Origin of the sequence: Mesorhizobium sp. B264B1B, from assembly GCF_020165765.1 — a bacterium.
In the GTDB taxonomy this organism is placed as follows: Bacteria; Pseudomonadota; Alphaproteobacteria; order Rhizobiales; family Rhizobiaceae; genus Mesorhizobium.
Map to the genome: position 1 here is coordinate 498,307 of NZ_JAIUIS010000001.1, position 17,236 is coordinate 515,542.

21 protein-coding genes and 1 pseudogene are annotated in these 17,236 nt (G+C 59.2%); 7 read left to right on the forward strand and 15 right to left on the reverse strand.

Annotated features, from left to right (window positions below; translation table 11 throughout):
- Positions 1-387: 387 nt before the first annotated feature.
- From LB547_RS02350 to LB547_RS02365, 4 genes are read right to left on the reverse strand one after another with little or no spacing between them, the layout of a single operon-like run.
- The gene (locus LB547_RS02350) at positions 388-1,089 is read right to left on the reverse strand and encodes a hypothetical protein (RefSeq protein ID WP_140762855.1); all 702 of its coding nucleotides are present in this window, start codon (positions 1,087-1,089) and stop codon (positions 388-390) included.
- Positions 1,086-2,627 carry a hypothetical protein gene (locus LB547_RS02355; protein WP_224655890.1) on the reverse strand — a complete coding sequence of 514 codons (1,542 nt, stop codon included), beginning with the start codon at positions 2,625-2,627 and terminating at the stop codon, positions 1,086-1,088. The genes LB547_RS02350 and LB547_RS02355 overlap by 4 nt, the downstream gene beginning before the upstream one ends.
- On the reverse strand, positions 2,617-3,018 hold the full coding sequence (locus LB547_RS32600; RefSeq protein ID WP_181178051.1) for an HK97 gp10 family phage protein: 402 nt from the start codon (positions 3,016-3,018) through the stop codon (positions 2,617-2,619). The genes LB547_RS02355 and LB547_RS32600 overlap by 11 nt, the downstream gene beginning before the upstream one ends.
- Positions 3,005-3,400, reverse strand: coding sequence for a gene transfer agent family protein (locus LB547_RS02365; protein WP_140764174.1), 396 nt, complete (start codon positions 3,398-3,400; stop codon positions 3,005-3,007). The genes LB547_RS32600 and LB547_RS02365 overlap by 14 nt, the downstream gene beginning before the upstream one ends.
- Positions 3,401-3,549: 149 nt before the next feature.
- On the opposite strand from LB547_RS02365, the gene LB547_RS02370 reads away from it, so the two are divergent.
- Positions 3,550-4,083 carry a hypothetical protein gene (locus LB547_RS02370; RefSeq protein WP_140764177.1) on the forward strand — a complete coding sequence of 178 codons (534 nt, stop codon included), beginning with the start codon at positions 3,550-3,552 and terminating at the stop codon, positions 4,081-4,083.
- 442 nt (positions 4,084-4,525) lie between these two features.
- On the opposite strand, the gene LB547_RS02375 is transcribed toward LB547_RS02370, so the two are convergent.
- The 5 genes from LB547_RS02375 to LB547_RS02395 form a co-directional block, all read right to left on the reverse strand.
- A complete protein-coding gene (locus LB547_RS02375) occupies positions 4,526-5,044 on the reverse strand; it encodes an HK97 family phage prohead protease (protein WP_140764181.1) in 519 nt (172 codons plus the stop codon).
- Positions 5,037-5,228, reverse strand: coding sequence for a hypothetical protein (locus LB547_RS02380; RefSeq protein WP_140764185.1), 192 nt, complete (start codon positions 5,226-5,228; stop codon positions 5,037-5,039). Before LB547_RS02380 ends, LB547_RS02375 begins: the two co-directional genes overlap by 8 nt.
- The gene (locus LB547_RS02385) at positions 5,218-5,757 is read right to left on the reverse strand and encodes a hypothetical protein (protein WP_140764188.1); all 540 of its coding nucleotides are present in this window, start codon (positions 5,755-5,757) and stop codon (positions 5,218-5,220) included. Before LB547_RS02385 ends, LB547_RS02380 begins: the two co-directional genes overlap by 11 nt.
- Before the next feature lie 96 nt (positions 5,758-5,853).
- Positions 5,854-6,387 (reverse strand): hypothetical protein, encoded by a 534-nt coding sequence (locus LB547_RS02390; RefSeq protein ID WP_140764191.1) that lies wholly within the window; start codon positions 6,385-6,387, stop codon positions 5,854-5,856.
- Between the two features lie 221 nt (positions 6,388-6,608).
- Positions 6,609-7,358, reverse strand: a complete 750-nt coding sequence (locus LB547_RS02395; RefSeq protein ID WP_140764194.1) for a hypothetical protein — start codon at positions 7,356-7,358, stop codon at positions 6,609-6,611.
- 128 nt (positions 7,359-7,486) lie between these two features.
- On the opposite strand from LB547_RS02395, the gene LB547_RS02400 reads away from it, so the two are divergent.
- Positions 7,487-8,068, forward strand: a complete 582-nt coding sequence (locus LB547_RS02400; protein WP_140764197.1) for a hypothetical protein — start codon at positions 7,487-7,489, stop codon at positions 8,066-8,068.
- Between the two features lie 295 nt (positions 8,069-8,363).
- Here LB547_RS02400 and LB547_RS02405 read toward each other — a convergent pair whose 3' ends face one another.
- The 5 genes and pseudogenes from LB547_RS02405 to map form a co-directional block, all read right to left on the reverse strand.
- Positions 8,364-8,870, reverse strand: coding sequence for a hypothetical protein (locus tag LB547_RS02405; protein WP_140764200.1), 507 nt, complete (start codon positions 8,868-8,870; stop codon positions 8,364-8,366).
- Between the two features lie 268 nt (positions 8,871-9,138).
- Positions 9,139-10,566, reverse strand: a complete 1,428-nt coding sequence (locus tag LB547_RS02410; protein WP_140764203.1) for an AAA family ATPase — start codon at positions 10,564-10,566, stop codon at positions 9,139-9,141.
- A complete protein-coding gene (locus LB547_RS02415; RefSeq protein WP_140764206.1) occupies positions 10,547-10,795 on the reverse strand; it encodes a hypothetical protein in 249 nt (82 codons plus the stop codon). Before LB547_RS02415 ends, LB547_RS02410 begins: the two co-directional genes overlap by 20 nt.
- Positions 10,796-10,872: 77 nt before the next feature.
- A pseudogene (locus tag LB547_RS02420) lies at positions 10,873-11,307 on the reverse strand (UPF0758 domain-containing protein); the annotation flags it as partial.
- A gap of 112 nt (positions 11,308-11,419) precedes the next feature.
- On the reverse strand, positions 11,420-12,247 hold the full coding sequence (gene map / locus LB547_RS02425; RefSeq protein WP_140764209.1) for a type I methionyl aminopeptidase: 828 nt from the start codon (positions 12,245-12,247) through the stop codon (positions 11,420-11,422).
- A gap of 209 nt (positions 12,248-12,456) precedes the next feature.
- On the opposite strand from map, the gene LB547_RS02430 reads away from it, so the two are divergent.
- From LB547_RS02430 to LB547_RS02445, 4 genes are all read left to right on the forward strand, one after another.
- Positions 12,457-12,855, forward strand: a complete 399-nt coding sequence (locus LB547_RS02430) for a hypothetical protein (RefSeq protein WP_140521011.1) — start codon at positions 12,457-12,459, stop codon at positions 12,853-12,855.
- Positions 12,856-12,963: 108 nt separating this feature from the next.
- The gene (locus LB547_RS02435; protein WP_140521010.1) at positions 12,964-13,200 is read left to right on the forward strand and encodes a hypothetical protein; all 237 of its coding nucleotides are present in this window, start codon (positions 12,964-12,966) and stop codon (positions 13,198-13,200) included.
- Positions 13,201-13,378: 178 nt separating this feature from the next.
- Positions 13,379-13,675, forward strand: coding sequence for a DUF982 domain-containing protein (locus LB547_RS02440; RefSeq protein WP_140517077.1), 297 nt, complete (start codon positions 13,379-13,381; stop codon positions 13,673-13,675).
- A 138-nt stretch (positions 13,676-13,813) separates the two neighbouring features.
- Positions 13,814-14,077: a DUF6074 family protein gene (locus LB547_RS02445; RefSeq protein WP_140495883.1), complete on the forward strand. Its 264-nt coding sequence runs from the start codon at positions 13,814-13,816 to the stop codon at positions 14,075-14,077.
- A gap of 40 nt (positions 14,078-14,117) precedes the next feature.
- On the opposite strand, the gene LB547_RS02450 is transcribed toward LB547_RS02445, so the two are convergent.
- Positions 14,118-15,260 carry a hypothetical protein gene (locus LB547_RS02450; protein WP_140685929.1) on the reverse strand — a complete coding sequence of 381 codons (1,143 nt, stop codon included), beginning with the start codon at positions 15,258-15,260 and terminating at the stop codon, positions 14,118-14,120.
- 355 nt (positions 15,261-15,615) lie between these two features.
- On the opposite strand from LB547_RS02450, the gene LB547_RS02455 reads away from it, so the two are divergent.
- Positions 15,616-16,974, forward strand: coding sequence for a tyrosine-type recombinase/integrase (locus LB547_RS02455; protein ID WP_140764212.1), 1,359 nt, complete (start codon positions 15,616-15,618; stop codon positions 16,972-16,974).
- The last annotated feature ends 262 nt before the right edge of the window (positions 16,975-17,236 follow it).

Genomic DNA, 17,236 nt, shown 5'->3' on the forward strand with positions numbered 1-17,236 from the left:
GTCAGGGGCGGAGTGGGAAGGCTTCGCTAGACTTCCTCCCGCATCGGGCGCATCATTGCTGCGGGGGAGTTACTTATGCGTCGAATTACAATTATTTTGTCCGCTATGTTCGGCTGCATAGCGCTGTCTGGTTGCGACGATATATTAAGCAGACCGACACAGGAGACACATTGCTTCTCTGTTATACCCGGCAATGGAAACCAACCTTACGCACCCATAATGCTCGATAGTTGCACCGGGAGCACTTGGCTTCTGGTAAAAAGTCGAATGGGCAACAAACCAGAGGATGGATACACGTTCCAGTGGTTCAATATTGAGCGCTACGATAGCCTCCACCCTTCGCTGGTTAGCGGCTGAGCATGCAAGGGAAGCGCAGTTATTGTGGCATTATGCAGCCGCTCGCAACATGCTTGCCGGTATGATCTTCTCCCCCACAACATCCGGCCAGGTTCGCACCGTCTTGGTGGTAGCGCCCCACATGGACACCACGGAGACGTCGCATTGGCCGCCGACAAGATACTGGTCCCCGCTCCATCCGTCGCCCGCTACGGGCCGTGCTGGGGCCTGTCGCATGGCTTCCATCACCTTCGGGCCTTCGGTTGCTAGATAGTCCGCCAAGTCCTCGCCATCGCGCCTGGCGCGCATCCCTGACGCAGCCAAGCCAGCTTCATCGACCGGCGTGCCGGCGATGTAGTGCCCGCCCGGGCTGGTCACGGTAAGCGGCTCTTGGCCGTCGCTGAACGCCTGCGGACAGTTGTGCGCCGACAACTGGATAGGTCCGCAAGTGAGCGACCAGGCAATGATGTGCACGTGGATCCATGCACCGTCTGCCGCCTTCAGGGTCGGAAATTCGCGGGCGAAGCTATCCAGCGCATAGTCGACGCCATAGCGGTCGGCAGTTTCGCAAATGGCCTGCTGAACTTTCTGGCCGATTAAGTGACTGCCTCGCGTAGTGACGGCAATTGGCGCCACCTTCCCAATCGTGACTTTCGGGCCGATCGACACCACAACGCCATCGTAATTGTACGAGGCGCCGTCTGAGATCAGGATAGCGGAATGTTCGCCAACCGCCGCGATGAAAGCGCTCATGCTGCTATTCCTTCAAAATCCAGTGTGAAAACATCGGCCGTGACACGCTCAAGTGCGTTAGTGGCCACGTTGGCGAAATCCGTCCAGTCCAGCTTGCCGTCATCCAGTGCGGAACGAAGGTCGTCGAAGCCACCCTTGAGCACATCGCGCTGAAGGTCTTGCATATCTTGGGCCTTGCGAAGTTCGTCCGCCTGTTTTGCATAGGCGTCCGACACGTCATCGATGGCCTGGACCTGGGCAGCGGACAACTGGGCGTTCTGCCAGTCAGTATCGCCCTTACGCCTGGCCTCTTCCCGAACCTCTTTCAGCGCTTCTTGCTCGAGATCCAGAGACACCTTGCGCTTCGTCTGCGCTTCGAACGACAAGCCCAATGCGGCCTGTTCCTCCATAAGCGCCGCCGTGTGGTCGCGAACGGTCTGGAGGTCTTCGGCGAACCGATCGTTGGCGGTCTTGGGCGTGAACTTTGCGCCGGCAGCCTTGGGCGTGCTGGTCGGCGGAATCACAGTCGCCTTATGCGCGGCATCGCCATAACGAGCCTTCAATTGCGCGACTAAGGCGTCGTCGGCCTTGGCGATGGCGCCACCGAATGCGCCCGCTATGCGCGCGTCGATGGGGTCTACGGTCCTACCGCCTTTGCCTGGCCCGGTAAGCACGTCGCCAGGCTTGCCCACCAAGGATCCGGCAACGTCGCCTAGTTCCGCGGCCTGCCTCTGGACAAGGAATTTCTGCATCCTGCTCGAAAGGTCGTCCATGCCTTCCAGCGCAGTGAGGATGGCGGACTGCGACGACACCGCGAACCGATGCCAGGCAGCGTCCCAGCGATCACCCATTTCTTCGGCACGGCGCAGCAACTCGTCATCGATAACACCGCCTGCATCGGCGGCGGCTTTCTTCATGTTCAGGATGCCTTGCGCGCCATCGTTGAGACCGACAAGCATGTCGGCACCACCTCGGCCAAAGGCCTCCGTAACCAGCAACATTTTCTCTTGTTCGGACGCGGCGTTCTTCACCAGGTCCGCATAAGAACCGAGCAACTGTTCGGACGTTTTGATGTGTCCATTCTGGTCGCGGATGGCGACACCGTTGGCCTTCAGGATATCGGCAAGGTGCCCGCCGCTTGTTGCAGCTTCGGCAATGTTCTTGCTGAATTTGTCCATTGCGGACTCGAAGGTCTCAGCATCGACGCTGGCCTGCGAGAAGCCGAAAGTTAGCTCTTGCAGGGCCTTGGTGGTTAAGCCCACGCGGTCTGCTGTATCCACAAGGTGTGAGGCATTATCGATCGCCTTCAACGCCTGGTCGACAAGCGCAATCGGGCCTAGTGCAGCGATAGCGCCGGCCCCAACACCTTTGAAAAACTCCAGAACATTGCCCTTGATCCCGCCGAACGAAGCGTTGAGGCGGGAAGTCATCTGCGACGCGCGACCCTCGATCGCCGACATGTTAGCCGCAGCCGTCTTGTTGGCTTTGGCCATGGATTTTTCGAAGGCGGTAATGCGCGCCTCTAGATTTACGATTAAGCGTGGATCATCACCGGCCATAAGAGTCTTTCACTGATTTGGAGATGGCGCGCTTGATACGAGCGCGAAGGCGTTTCCGGACCAGGCGATAGCCAGAATAGAAATACGGTTGGGCTGGGGTTTGCCGGGTGCCAAACTCGACGCCAAGCGCATAGTCATATTCGCCTTGGCCGTCGCGTGCGGGCCTGGTCGTAGTCTCGCCGCCTGCTGTTACCTGGCGGGATAGCTCGCCAGTGTCCGCCCACTGTATGCTAGCCTGTAGCGTCCCGTGGTCGCGTGGCGCCAATGCGCGTTGCACAGTCACCAACTCATTGGCGGATGTGTCTAGCGCCGGCTTCACGCCCGCCCTTACAGCCTTAGGGATAGCGGCGAGGCGTCGTTGGAAGTCGGCCAAGCCGTTATCGCGCGCCAACGTCGACAGCCTCGTCGGTGAAGGTCATTTCAGCCGGCTTAAGCTGGAACAGCGCTGCGGCTAGAACCTGAAGGACAAGCGGCGCATAGATGGCAGGGCCATTAGCCAGGAAGGCCGCTTCGATTGTGCAGACCTTGCCGCCACCGCGAAGTTTCAAAAACGCAGCATCGAGATGGGCAAACATAGGATCGCCGTGCGGGCGCGGACCGCTGGCAAAACGCAGGATGTCGAGGAGGTCACTGGCCTTCCACCCGCCAGCCGCAATCCTCTTATAGAGCGCGTACGCCCCACCGAAGCGGGCTTCAAAGTAGGGCAAGTCCTCACGATGGACGCAAAGGGTCATGTCCGCGCCGTTTACACGGGCGATGATTGCATTGGTCATGTGTTTTCCTTTTTAGACGTGGCCATGCGTTCGCGCGGGGGCGCGTTGGGTGGTCATGGTGTTGGGTTCCTAATGAAAGGCCGCCTCGATGGCGTTGACCTAGTCGCCAATAAGTGAGTATCCATCTCGCCGCCCTAGGGGACGGGAAATTGACCATAATCACCAGTTTTACGACGCTTAAATTTAAGGGGAGCGATTACGAGTTTTCGCACCTTTTGCCGTTTGGACACACGCTGTCCGCAGCAGGGAAAGATGGGGCAGACATCCGCGTGCGGGTATCGTACCAATCACATGTTTTTAGTCGAAGGCGCGAGACGGACGAAGAGTTCCATTTAGTCGATGAAGCCGGAAAACCTAGAGTTTTTTGCCCCGACCGTTACTCGAATTCGCTTAGGTTTCCAGCGTTCTGCCAACGCATGCTGTCCGAAAATATGCTGACTTGGGAATCGAAGGACCGCAATCGAGTAAGCAATATGGCGGTCATGGATGGTGCGCTTAAGAGCGGCGACCACCAGATAGCCGTCTACTACCTATTCCCTAGTTCAGTTGATGGCCTTGACGTTGAGATGGTGATAAAGAGCGGGTATTCCAAACTCTTGAATTTTGAGCACATCAAACGACGATACAATGTCGTTCAGCTGGTGAAAAAATGCCATTACAGCCAAGCCAAGGTGCCACAATAAAGGAAAAGGCCCCTTGCGGAGCCTTTTAGGTAGTCATGCGAGTGAGCCTTACCGTGGTGTACCGACCCGTGTAGGGTGCCCATGTAACAGCGTCCTTCCGGAAGCCTCGCTGTCTGCTACTGAATTGTGATATAGGGCCTAGTGGTTAAAAAGTCCACCTAAAAAGTGAAACTCACATAGGCGAAATTAGGCCAAGCCAAAATTTTGGTGCGATCGTGATGCGCACCAAAGTAAGGGCTTACCCTCAACTTTTCAATTGGAAAAATGCGCGCTTTCGGGGGTGCGCGGTATGGCAAAACCGATTGCTGCAAGTCCTTCGACACCCCCCCCCCAAGGGGGGGGTGATCACATCCCCAGCGGGGCCGACCGCAGGACCGGCCGCCAAACTCAGCGCTATTGCTACTACAGATTTTCCCCTCGCGTGCGCGCAAGCGCGCGAGGGCTACCGAATGCCTCTCAGCCGATGTGCCGCTTCCCTGCGCCTGATGCGCTCCACCGCTGCTGTGGCGTTGGTGGAAGCACGTGATAGCGAAGCAGATGTCTCGGGATACGCAGGAATGGGAGTCAGTGTGATCTCCCACAGCATCGCTTCTTCGATAATGCGCAATGGTAGCTGCGTATCATCGCCTTCGTCCCAGGTTTCACGCATCACTGTGAATCCGAAACTGCAGCCTCTCACGTCTTGACGACGAACCGTGCCGATCGCCGTCAGCCCGTCGGGGGTCGTATCGTCAGGGTTTAGTCCGAACCACAAACCAATACGATCGGGACGCAAATCCAACGTACCTGAAGACGTGCGCGCAAGCGGGCGATCATAGTCATGACTCCATAAAGCCAGCACGTCGGGCTGTTCACGCAAACTTTTGTCGAAGGCGGTTGGCGCTATTCTCTCGCGAAACTCACCGGCAATGACCGTCTCTGAGTTGAACATCACGCAGTAGCCGGAAATAAGATCAGCCATTCCGCTTTGCTCGCCGCTCCATCTTCGCCAACTGGATGCGCTTCGCTATCAGCGATGCGCTCTCATCGTTGCCCGCGTGCTGCGAGGTGCCAGGCAAACGAACCATGCGGCGGATTGGACGTCGCCGTCCGCCTTCGGTCGCATGCTCGATACGGGTTTCACCATTCAGGCGCTCAGATTGCATAGCCAGCCTCCCGCGCTTCCTTCAGGTAGTTCGCGATACGGCCCGAACCGTCCTTGGCGTCCCCGAGGAAAAAGGGCTTCATCTGGCCGAGAGTGCCGTATCGAATGTCCTCCGCTTCCAGATCGCGGCACAGATCTTCAAAAGACTGGTGTGCTGCATCCAGAACCTTCATCGCCTCCACCATCGCGACAACGCGGTTTGCGAATTCGGGCCGGACGGCAGCGCAGGCGGCTCGGCTGGCCTCGGTGTGGGCGTCGCTGATGCGTTGGTCAACAATCCGCTGGGCCGCCTCAAGATCGCCTTCAAGCTGCTTGAGTTCGGCAACACGTTTGCGGGATAGAGCCTTGCCGGACGGGGCATCACCGAGCAGCTCAGCAATTGCTGGCCGTACTTCTCGGCTGGTATCGGCAGCGATGGCCTTTTCAAGGCCGCGCCGCTCGGCAACGGCCGCGGACATTCCGCTGTTTATTTCAGCCTTCTTGGTCTTCAAGACCGCATAGACGTCGCTGCATTCTTCCAGCGTCGGCACCCGATATGCTCCGTCCGGCAAGGCTTTAGGTTCGACACGCGGCGGCCGAACGTCGGTGACAGGGCGCGGTTTCACTTTGTTTATAATCGGCATGGATTAGTCCTTTTGGAACAGATCTTGAAGACAGTCGACAAATGCCGAGATGTTGATTGTCGTGCTTTTCCGATGGCCTCGGCTCTGCCAGTGTGACGCGTCGGCACCAGGCTGCACGAAGCGCGTCGCCTTACCGGTAGTGGCATTTTCGATGAGTATTTCCGGCCAGCCGCTGACCACCGAGAGGCTGTCTCGCCGCCAATGATCGGCATCGCCGTGGATAGCAACGTCCGCGATGACGTCGAGCGCGCCGCCTGCTGTGTCGATGCTGGCAGGAGCGCCAGTGAGGTCGACGCCTGCCGGCGTTAGGGCACGGTAACTAGCTACGGTGCTTGGCGCTTGCCACAGTGTCGTGTCTGCTGCCAGTGCGATGATGAGCGACACAACATTGTGCGGTTCAAGTTCTGGCGCGATGCCAGGCGCACCGCGAGGGAGAATTGCGGCCTCTTGAAGGCGTTGTGCGACTTGCCGCGCACGGGATTTGGGAAAGCCAATATGCCGCTCAACCGCAAGCATGGCTGCATTCAGAGTGGGCACGTGGCCACCTCCATTCGTTGGTTGTTGGAAATGCAAAGGTCAAAAAAAGGCCCGTTCGCCGAAGAGAACGAGCCGATTGGTCCCGCCCGCTGAACTGCAGCGATGGCGGGTTGCGCAAGACGTTGACGAGGCGTCATGCGCAAACAGGAAGGAACGCCGAAGCGCCCCGATCGTTGCTGTTGCCCTAAAGGGTTTCCGGGGGCACGATTTGGCACACAGCCCTAAGCTGCTCTCACGCGACGGTTGTCATTCGCCACCGCCAGCTTTGCCCATCTGCCTGCCGCTAGCAGCTCTGCACCCCCGCGCCGGTCTGCGTATCCGCCTCTCGCGCCGAAAGCCTTCCCTACGTCAGCAACGTTGCCACCCGACAGGATCACCTCGATAACTGTGTCGACGGCGGCCGGCGGCAAAGCAGCATCTGCCGCATCCACGAAGCGAGTGTCGCCGCGGCTCTTTCCTTGCTTTGGTCGGCCAAGACCGCCAATTGAACCAAGGAAGATGGCGCCTGGCGCGATTGCTGAACCGCAAAAACCAAAGCGGCAGTCGGGGCTGAACTCGAAATCCCCCCGCTGTGGCTTAATCACTACGCCGCGCGAAGCGCCATCCCAATTACCCATTCTCGCAGGCTCCGGCTCAGCATCACCAAGTCGCGGCTTGACGCTAGGCAGCGCCATGTACGCCTCCAACGATCGAGGATCCGGATTCCTCCCGCGCGGTTTGCCATCCTTGCGGCTGCGGTCGACATTCAACCCGGCCTCGGTGGGTAAATTGTCGTTGGCAGCCTTTGGCAAACGTTCCCTAGCGAGAAGCCACAACGCAGCTGCGCCGCTCTCGTCGTGCTTTGCCAGCCAGTTCCATGCAGGCCGTCCACCACGGAACCGGATTCGCGCAGCGTTGGACTTCTCTAGAGGATTGGCTTTCAAGATCGTGTCGGCAGCAACGAGCATTTCCTTGCGGGTGGTCTTTGTCATCGGGTCGTCATCCCAACTCGAGAAACCGGCTTGGCCGGGCAGTCCGTTTCCGCAATGCGCGGGACGGTTAGTTTTGGATAAGTTTCACATCCAGTATTGCGAGATGTCAGTCGATGATAACGTCACCAATGATGGAAGCGGCACTTTCAAAAGCTCTTGAGTATCTAAAAACTGCTGGGTGGCAGACGACGACGATCGCGATTGCGACGGCGTTGTTCCTTTATCTCAGTAAAACCGGTGTTTTACCGGCCTTGGATCCCCTGCCAACTCTCGTAGCGTGGGTGATTCTTTTCCTCAGTGTCGCCCTTACCGTCGCTGTGATTGGAGCAAGCGCTCAGGGTGGTATCGAAGGGCTCTGGAAGATCTTCTTGAGGCGGCGAGCCAGGCTCAAGGCTGAGAAATCGTTCAGAGATTACGAGCCTTTTCTTTCAGAAAAGGAACGGCAGATTCTTGGATACTTACTCAAACACAAGCTCAAGACCTTTACTGCTGATCACGACGGAGGCTATGCGGGTACTCTGATCGCAAGGGGGATCATCTTATATATTGGCGTTCCCGGTCAGAGCTTCGATCTGGATAAGTGCCCTCTCGCTGTCTCTGACCCCGTATGGGCGGTAATGGAGCAGATGCCCGAGAAGTTTCCACACAACCCAATTCTGAAGGGACGCGTCGAAGTGAAGCCTTGGCGGGTTCCGTGGGAGCTACGCTAGTATCATTGTCATTCGCCGGCCTCAGGTCTGGCTGATGCGGGTAGAACTCTTGCCAGGATATTTTGCGAATCTGAACGGTGCCGTCGCCAAGTGCGATCGTTCGTGAGGTGTTCATGCAGTGAAGTTCGCTCTGAGTGCGGGTTCCGGCGAGCCGGTCTTCATCGGCGCCACTGCGGCGCCGGTCTTCTGTAGGATATAGCGTCGAACTGGACACCACACACTAAATGTAGTTTTTTGAAGCGACTTTTTCCACCGCAGTGCGCATGGCCTATAAAAAGGCGGCTGTTCACGTTGGTCAAGGATTCACGGACGAGTTTTTCACGACGGCCAAAAAGTCAGCTACCGCCGCATCGTTTTCTGTCGGGTTGTGTCCAAAAGCGATGACATCTCCCTGTGTCTCACTTGCAAAGCCTTCTCCCGCGCAGCTTGCCATGATCCATCCGTTGGGCGTCTTTCCCCAAACCATTGTCCCGCCAGTTTCTCTGTCGACAACCTGCATCGCAATGAAAGCCTGGTGAATGTCGCGAACGCAAGCATCGTTGGTACTCCATGTAGTAGAGTAAATTGCTTTTGAGTTGAATGAAAAATTACGATGGATGCTCACGTCCCCACTCTTCTCGATTTGACCTATTTCGAGACCCCACACTTTGACCGATGCGCCATTATATGCTCTGTAACCGACAACTGCGAGGAGAGAAATAAGACCAAAAGCTAAAAGGTAGGCAGCAAGTTTTGCCCATCGACGGAAGAATATTCTTCCTTCTTCCGTCTCAAGCAAGGCCAACCATGTTTCCTTGATCATGACGACCCCTATTTTGGTGCAAACATCATTTCATAATATGCACAGTTTTCCAACACGCCCGCTTGAAAACCTTTCTTGCCGAACAGGAACCATTTGGCCGTCGGAAGAAGACACCGCTAGGCGCGCGCCACAGCCTGCGCCGATGGGTTATTTGCGCCAACACTGTTTTTTCTCTCACTCATGCGCGCGACGACCAATCCACAAGGGATAAGGTCGTCGGCGCACCGTGATTTGCGACGATGCGCCAACGGGTTTGCGCCAACACGTTTTACCTTGGCGCACTCGTCGGTTTGACGAAGTTTCGAGTTTTTCGGGCAGAGGCATCGTACTCCTCTACAACGTCCAATTCGCCCATTTCGACCCAAGCGTCGAGCATGGCCTTGGCCTCTTTCCGGTTGGCGACTCCGGTTAGTTCCATGACGACGTCGCCTGCCCACGGCTTACCCTTTGGGTCGGCCTTGTAGGCTGCAGCGCCGAGCCGGACTTTCAGACCGGCAAGCGTATCTTCGGGCACCTCGGCTACGACAGCCATCCTGGCCTCGGCTTGCTGCTCGGCAAGCACATCTAAAGATGGCCAGCGCCACGGCTCAACCACGCCGATCTCGTCACCCACGCTGAACGCGCCGCCGTTACCTAAAGGTACGGAGACGAAGCGTCGCCATTGGCTGCGGCCAGAAGCCACCATGTTGACCTTGCCGAAGTCGAGACGGAAGTAGGCGCGCGGGTCGTCAACTCCACTCTTTTCGGCCTCAGTCGCAGTCATTGCGTTGAATACGCGCATGGACCGAACCTTGTCCTTGAAGGCGCCGCCACCTCGAGCACTGTCGGCCGTAACCTCGCCTTGGTTCTTCGCAACGTGGTGGACCAGTTCAACACCGCAATTCGCTTCGTCGGCAATGCGTACCCATGCCGCCGTGACGCGTTGCATGGCGGAGTTGTCATTCTCCGGAGCCTCGTGCGTCGATACGAAGGGATCGACCACAACGACGTCGATTTCTCTCCGTTTGATCTCTGCCACCATCGACGCAACAAAGGGCTCGGCAATCTTCAGGTCTCGTCCTTCGGTGCGCGCAATGACGAACTCCTGGTCGCGGCCAGAGTCAGTGAACAGACGGCCCTCAAGTTGTCCTTCGGTCACCTTGAAGTGCTTGGCCGCCGCATGGAAGCGGCGATCGATTTCGTCTTGAGGATCCTCTGCATTTATCCACCAGACGCGAAGCGGTTTTGTGAGCGGACCATCCGGATCAAGCAATGGCCGTCCCGTCGCCATAGCTAGGGCCTCACTGATGGAGTGAGCCGTCTTCCCGCCGCCGCCAGATCCCACGGATGCCGTTGCATACTTGCGGATATAATGGCGCCCATGCAGCCACTCGCGCTCTGGCAGGCTGGCCGGGTCGCGCAATTGGAAAGCGGTCGCGTGGATGGGCTTGGTGGGCGGGGCTTTGGTTGGTGCCTTTGGCACGGCAGCCGCTTCTGCTTCCGCGGCCTCTGCTGCCTCGGCTGCTGCCTCCGCTGCATACCGCTCGCGGCGCTCCAGAACTTTTTCAGAAATCTGACGCTTCACTAGCGGGTGTTTCTTCATCACCGCCTTGATGGTCTCGCCAGGCGGGAGCGGTAGGGTTGGGCCTTTGCCGAGGCGTTTGAAGTTAGTCCAAGAAAAATCGTACGGGTCGAACTCAGGCTGCGCTGCGGTCACTAGTCTTCTCTCCCAATGCGACGCCAGCGGCGCGCACGATTTCTTGTGCTACTTCAGTTTGAAAAGTCGCTGCGGCCGAGCCGAAAGCGGATGGCGCAAAGACGCGTCGCGAGCCGTCTGGCCGCTCCATCAGTTTCAGGTTGTACAGCCGCACGCCGCCGACCAACTGAAGGTCGAAGCGCGCTAGCGTTCGCCCGCCCGTTTCCGGCCGGATTGCAATGATTTGCACTGTCTGGGTATCCCTGTTCTGGGCGCGCGTCACAAATATCTAAAGGGACGCTGGCAAGCAATATCAATAACTTATCACAGGATGCGGAACTGCTCGCGCGCCTCGAAGGCCATGGCTGACCGGCAATAGTCGAGAAGCTGCTGCCAAGAGGAGAGGATTTCGCGGCCATGGACCTCGCTGCGCGCCATGCGCTGGGCCGTCGCCGCAATGACCTTCAGGTCGAGCGCTACCACCGGGCCCACGCCCTTGACCTCCTGGAGGAGGCCGACGGGCGCGCCAAGCACCTCGGCCAGGGTACCGAAGCGGGAGAGCAGCGCCTTGGCGACCGGCTTGGTGTCGGCGCGCGGGATCAGGCGGAAGAGCAGGAGTTCCAGAAGCTCATAGTCGGGCAGGGCGTCGGGACCTGCCGAGGCGAAGCGTTCGCGCAAACGGTCGCGATGGCCGAGATAATGCGGCTTCTCCTCGATCCCCTTGGTCTTCGCGGCAGGCCCGGCTGTCCCAGGAGAGTGCATGGTCGCGGAAAGCTGCGCAGGCTTTTCTGCAAAGAAACTGCGCTCGTCGTCGTCACCTGACATCTCGTCTGCCCCCCAGCTCCCCGACTGCGAGCGCCGGGAGAACGAAACATTAGGCCGGCAGGCCGGGGCGGTCGAGCTTTTTGGGGGAGAGCGTGAAGATCTCGCAGCCGGTGTCAGTCACGCCGATCGTGTGTTCGTATTGCGCCGACAGCGAGCGGTCGCGTGTCACCGCGGTCCAGCCGTCCGACAGGACTTTCACATGCGGCCGGCCGAGGTTGATCATCGGCTCGACGGTGAAGATCATGCCGGGCCGCATCTCGACGCCCTCATTGGCGCAGCCATAATGCAGGATGTTGGGCGCGTCGTGGAACAACTGGCCGACGCCGTGGCCGCAGAAGTCGCGCACCACCGAGCAGCGCTCGCCCTCGGCATAGCTCTGGATGGCCGCGCCAATGGCGCCGGTGCGGGCGCCGGGCCTGATCGCGGCAATGCCGCGCATCAGGCATTCGTGGGTGACTTCGAGCAGGCGTTCCGCCGCGCGTTTTATGGTGCCGACAGGGTACATGCGCGAGGAATCGCCGTGCCAGCCGTCGAGGATGTAGGTGACGTCGATGTTGACGATGTCGCCATCCTTCAGCGGCTTGTTGTCGGGGATGCCATGGCAGACGACATGATTGATCGAGGTGCAGGAAGACTTGGTGTAGCCGCGGTAGTTGAGAGTCGCCGGCAGCGCGCCATGATCCATGCCGAACTCGAAAACGAAACGATCTATGGTGTCGGTGGTGACGCCGGGCGCAACCATCGGCACCAGTTCGTCGAGGCAGCGCGCCGTGAGGTCGCATGCCTTGCGCATGCCGGCAAAACCTTCCTCGCCATAGAGGCGGATCTGGCCGGTGTTTCTGAGCGGTGCCGTGGCGGCGTCGAGATAAGTGACCATTGGTGTCCGTCTTGCCGGTGTGGCTCTGCAAGGGAGCCGGCGTGAAAATCTCCCCAGATTTGGCACTTGAGGGCAAAAGGTTCAAGGAAGAACTGCCCGGACACGACCAAGCGGCAGGGATATTCGGCGCGCCCCGGTGTCCTTGACGCCCTTGTTCCTTCCCTTTCAGTCGACCGTGCGGTAGGGCGAGGGAGGTTTTTGGAGATTTCATGAGCGTCGAGCACGCCAGATTGCCTGAAGCGCCGTTGAAGGCGGCCTGCTCATTGCTGATGAGCCTTGTGCTGCTGGCGATGCTGTCGCTTGGCCGGGCGGAGGTGCCCGTCTTTGCCGGAGCAGCCTCCGGTGTCGCCAGCGCCGGCGTGGAGCGGTCCGGCGAAGCGGCGGCGCTGCTGCGCATCACCGGCAAGGGGCAGGCGCTGGAAGTTCGTTCCGGCCGGCCGGCCCTGGTTAAGTTCGCCGGCGGCCATCCGGCCCTGCCGGCTCGGGACACCGTCTTTTCCTGGTTTGTTTCGGTTCCGCCGGCAGAGGTCGTCGCCGCCGACAGGGACGCCCGCACACCGTGGGCGACTGCCAATCAGCCGCGCGCGCCGCCATCGGTTCCGGCCTGAGCGGTTTCAACCGCTCCTTCACTCAAACCACTTCCTGTTCGCGCCTCGATCCGCGCGGCGGCTTCGGTCGCGCAGCGGTGCGTAGCGCGTCATTTCCGGATTGTTTCCATGCAACGTATCAAGACACTCAAGAGCCTTTCGCGCGCGGCCTGCGCCGCCATTTTCCTTTCCGTCCAGGCGCTCATCTGTATCGGAACCGTCTACTGGGCGCTGACGGAGACGCTCGGCCTTTCGGCGACAGGGGCACTTGTCCCTGGCGGGATTTTCGCTGTGCCGTCTGCTCTCGTGCTGCTTACGGCGGTGCGCATGGCCTTCGATGCGGAGACCGATCCCGCCAACCAGTAGCCGGACCGCCAAGGCGCCCGCGCTCGACAAGGCCGGGCGCCTTGGCGCTTGCTTGCGGCGGCTGCGGCAAAACGTCCATGACCGCGGAGACGCCACATTCCTGCGGTAGCGACCGGCCAGAGCAACTTTTTACGACGGATGGCGTTGCCGCTGGTGACGACAGTTCGGGAGATGGCGGATGGACAGACTGCAATTCGAGGTGCCGGTGCGTATCGCGCCCGGACCCGGCCTGCCTGTCGAGGAGATCTACAGCGTCGAACAGGCCCTTGATTTTCTCCAGGCCTGGCCGCTGCGCCGGCAAGGCCCGATTTACCAGAAGGCCTTCAACGCCTGCTTCGGCGCCACCGTGGACGTGGTCAAGACCGAGGATGCCTGCCGGGCGTTCATGGCGTTCTGCCGGGTGACCGGGCTGATGGCCCGGGACATGATGGCGCCGCGCAAGCGCGGTGGCCAGGCGAGAGGGCTGCAAGCCTGAGGTACGCTGCGCTCTTCGTTCTCCTGGCCGAACGAAGCATCGATGCCGATGCCATTAAGCTTCCGTTTCCACTTTCGCGGCTACGCCATGCTTGTTCGGCAATGGTTGATTCGTTGCGTCAGTCTCGTGGTTCGGAAGATGTCCCCAGAAAAAATCCGTGCATTCCCGATCGACCGTCAGGCATTCCTGGTTCGGGAGGTGGCTGCCAGGCTCGACAGTTTGCATGGCGACAGCGCCACCTCGTTCTGGAGGGCCAAGGCGACGGAGTTGTTCGATCTCGTCGTCAGGTCAGGCAGGGACAGGGCGGCGGCCAGCGACGAGGTGCGCAGGTTCTTCTTCGCCGTGCAAAAAGAGATATCGGCCGGCGCGGCCACTGAGCCGATGCCAATTCTTTCCGCCTGAAGTGCTCCGCAAGGCGTCCCACAGCCGGTCCATGCCACCGCTAGCGGAACAGATATTTTGAAACTTCGGGGTTGCCGCGTCGCCACATGACGTTGTCAAGGAAGTAGTGGTGCACGTTGATGAAGATCAGCACTATGAAGAAGAACAGCGACGAACCCAGGACTTCCTTGTCGTAAGGGATCAAGGCAGTCAGTGCCGCCGGGATCAGCCAGAAACCGAGACCGCCGAGGACCCCGCCGGCGACGACGAACCCCAGGACTCGCGTCCTGTAGATCGGACCAAGAACGGACAGGATTCTGGAGTCCGGAACCTTTTGTGCATCGGGACCGTCACGCTCGACATTGCTTTGATAGCGCCAGACCACGGCCAGGTACTGCAGCGAATGGAGAGCCGGCACCACGAGCAGCCACAGCGGGTTTATTCTCACGACCAGGATCCAAAGATATAGGGACGCGATATAAGCGACGACGCCGTTATACGGCAGGCTGCCGCCATTTTTACTCCAGCGATTGATCAGCATCACGACGGTGGCGGCCGTGGAAGCGGCCGCGGCCGACAGCGCAATCGTGTTGAGCCACGCAGGCGTAGCAAACGTATAATATTCCAAGCCGTAATATTTTGCTTGGCTGACCGCCGTGTTCGTCTGAAGCCATGCGAACAGCCATACGGCATAGCTGTTGACCAGCAAGATTTTCTTGTCCGGATTGGTGAAGAACCTGCGCTTCAACACGGCGTCCACCATCAACATGCCGTAGCCTTGCTTGACGTAGTGCCAGCCCACGAAAAAGAACATCGCGTTGGCTGCGTTTCCGAGCAGCCGGGCGTTCGCCGTTATCGAGCCGTAAGCAAAAAACCCGACCATGAGCAGGGGAACGACAATGCCGGCGAAAATGTAGCGGATCTGGAGGCCCCTGTCGTATCCCTCGCCGCGCACCTTGCTTCCAAAATTGCGATAGAAGAGTTGGTAAGAGTGGGCGAAATGCGGATAGTTTATCAAGTAGGCCAGGAAAAACATCGCCGCCGCAACAAGGCTGTCGTATTTGGTAGGCACGAAGAACAGGGCCGGCAAAATCAGGAATGCGCTGCCGCCAAGCATGAGGAAGTCGGCCAGCGGGCCAAAGAGATATCTTTGTGGCGGCGTCGCCGCAGGAGCTCGAGCATCCGCCGAAAGGTGAACTGCCATATTAGCATCCCCTGGGAAAGCCGATTTAACCATCGAGCCTTGCCCTCGACAAGGTCGAGGCGGCGGAATGGTCAACACGTAAAATGACGTTTCGGAAGGGGGTGTTACCCTGTCCGGCGCAATAGCTCTTGACGCCGAAAGGAGCGGAGGGGACATCGAGTGAAGCTGGTACGCCCAAGGGGAATCGAACCCCTGTTACCGCCGTGAAAGGGCCTATTCAACCTGCCGCCATTGTCCGCCATTGTTCGCCGAAAGCCGCAGAAACAAAGGTGTTGAGCATTGTCTCGCCGCTGTTGTGCGCTAGCGTACGGAGCGGTATATTTGACCCATATTTGACGGTTTTGCGGAAAGTCGTTTGTCAAAGTCCCTTCAGGAATCCCCCATAACGACTCCAAACGCGCGCGCAGCGCTCGACCTCGGCGTGCACTGGCGCGGCATCGACCCCGAAGTCCATCTCGGCTACCGCAAAGGAAAACGCGGTGGCGTCTGGCTTGTGCGCTGGCGCCACGGCTCGGGATATAGGCAGGCGCCGGTCGGCACAGCCGACGATAAGGGATCAACGAAGGGCGGTCTGACCTATGAAGCGGCGGGCAAAGCTGCGCGCCTTCACGTCGAGACGCAGCGGGCGCAGGCTGAAGCAGACGCGAGAGGGCCAGCCCTAAAGGTGAAGGGGGCTGTTGAGGCCTATGTTGGCGCCCGCGATGCGCGGGAAGGCAAGCGTGCCGGTCGGGATAAGCGGTCTGATGCCGGTCAACGCCTCGGCCGGTATGTTCTCGGCGAAGGCGAACGCGGTGACTTGGAAACTATTCCCTCGGCCGCCCCGCTCGCTGATGTGGATCTTCACGCCTTAGAAGAAAGCGACCTGCTGTCCTGGCGAAATGGCCTGCCGGCAGCGATGAAGGCCACGACGCGACAACGACTGGTCAACGACCTGAAGGCAGCGCTGAACGCTGCTTATGCCGCGAACAGGGGCAAACTGCCGTCAACGCTCCCAGGAACCATCAAGCAAGGGCTCCGAGCCGCTGTCGCCGAAGAGACTGACGCCGTCGCAAGAGACAACCAGATATTGCCTGACGCTGACATAGGCCGGCTTCTCCGCGCTGCTCGGGAAGTCGACGCCGAACAGCAATGGGATGGGGACCTGTTTAGGCTGGTGCTGATCCTTGCCGCTACCGGGGCGCGCCTATCGCAAGTAGCTCGGATGCGCGTTGCCGATTGCCAAATATCACAAAGCCGGCTGATGGTGCCTACGAGCCGCAAGGGTAGGGGCGCGAAAAGCGGCACGATTACCGTTCCAGTCGGGCGTGATGTAGTAGATGAGCTAGTCCCGATAACAGCGCAGCGGTCGCCTGATGCTGTCCTGCTCGAACGCTGGCGACATGAGCAGGCGCCTGGCAAGATCGAATGGCATCGATCAGGGCGGGGCTCGTGGCAGTCTTCCGCCGAACTCGCTCGGCCATGGCAAGCGATCCGCGTCCGCGCCGGCCTGCCTGATGTCATTCCCTATGCGCTGCGTCATTCGAGCATCGTGAAGGGCATCCGCGCCAACTTGCCCATCCGACTCGTTGCCGCAATCCACGACACCAGCACAGCAATGATTGAGCGCCACTATTCGAAATGGATAACCTCGGGCCTAGAAGAACTGGCGCGCTCTGCCATCGTGCCGCTGGTGCCTCATAGCGGGGATGCCCAAGTCCTCCGATTGAAGGTGTGACCGGTGCATGTCGGGGAAAACCCAAAATAGCCGTTCGTTGGCATGCGTTGGTGCTTGACCGCTGATTCGGTCGGGCCGATACTGCCAAATCAGTTTTGAGGGACCGGGTTTGAGGACCACGATTCGCGGCATTGTTGCTGCGATGGCCGGCAGGGATGGCGGCTGTTCTCTCATTCTCCATTGCATATCAGGGACGGGCGAAGTCGAGATTTTCTTGACTCGTTTTACCGTGGCTAAAGACCAGAACCAAAAGGGAACAAAT

Excerpts from the sequence above, each read along its gene's own strand:
- LB547_RS02380 (WP_140764185.1), bottom strand. The coding sequence starts at position 5,228 with ATGCAATCTGAGCGCCTGAATGGTGAAACCCGTATCGAGCATGCGACC.
- LB547_RS02395 (WP_140764194.1), bottom strand. The coding sequence starts at position 7,358 with ATGACAAAGACCACCCGCAAGGAAATGCTCGTTGCTGCCGACACGATC.
- LB547_RS02405 (WP_140764200.1), bottom strand. The coding sequence starts at position 8,870 with ATGATCAAGGAAACATGGTTGGCCTTGCTTGAGACGGAAGAAGGAAGA.
- map (WP_140764209.1), bottom strand. The coding sequence starts at position 12,247 with ATGGTCACTTATCTCGACGCCGCCACGGCACCGCTCAGAAACACCGGC.
- LB547_RS02435 (WP_140521010.1), top strand. The coding sequence starts at position 12,964 with ATGCAACGTATCAAGACACTCAAGAGCCTTTCGCGCGCGGCCTGCGCC.
- LB547_RS02355 (WP_224655890.1), bottom strand. The coding sequence starts at position 2,627 with ATGGCCGGTGATGATCCACGCTTAATCGTAAATCTAGAGGCGCGCATT.
- LB547_RS02375 (WP_140764181.1), bottom strand. The coding sequence starts at position 5,044 with ATGGCTGATCTTATTTCCGGCTACTGCGTGATGTTCAACTCAGAGACG.
- LB547_RS02440 (WP_140517077.1), top strand. The coding sequence starts at position 13,379 with ATGGACAGACTGCAATTCGAGGTGCCGGTGCGTATCGCGCCCGGACCC.
- LB547_RS02430 (WP_140521011.1), top strand. The coding sequence starts at position 12,457 with ATGAGCGTCGAGCACGCCAGATTGCCTGAAGCGCCGTTGAAGGCGGCC.
- LB547_RS02450 (WP_140685929.1), bottom strand. The coding sequence starts at position 15,260 with ATGGCAGTTCACCTTTCGGCGGATGCTCGAGCTCCTGCGGCGACGCCG.
- LB547_RS02445 (WP_140495883.1), top strand. The coding sequence starts at position 13,814 with ATGTCCCCAGAAAAAATCCGTGCATTCCCGATCGACCGTCAGGCATTC.
- LB547_RS02400 (WP_140764197.1), top strand. The coding sequence starts at position 7,487 with ATGATGGAAGCGGCACTTTCAAAAGCTCTTGAGTATCTAAAAACTGCT.
- LB547_RS02350 (WP_140762855.1), bottom strand. The coding sequence starts at position 1,089 with ATGAGCGCTTTCATCGCGGCGGTTGGCGAACATTCCGCTATCCTGATC.
- LB547_RS02365 (WP_140764174.1), bottom strand. The coding sequence starts at position 3,400 with ATGACCAATGCAATCATCGCCCGTGTAAACGGCGCGGACATGACCCTT.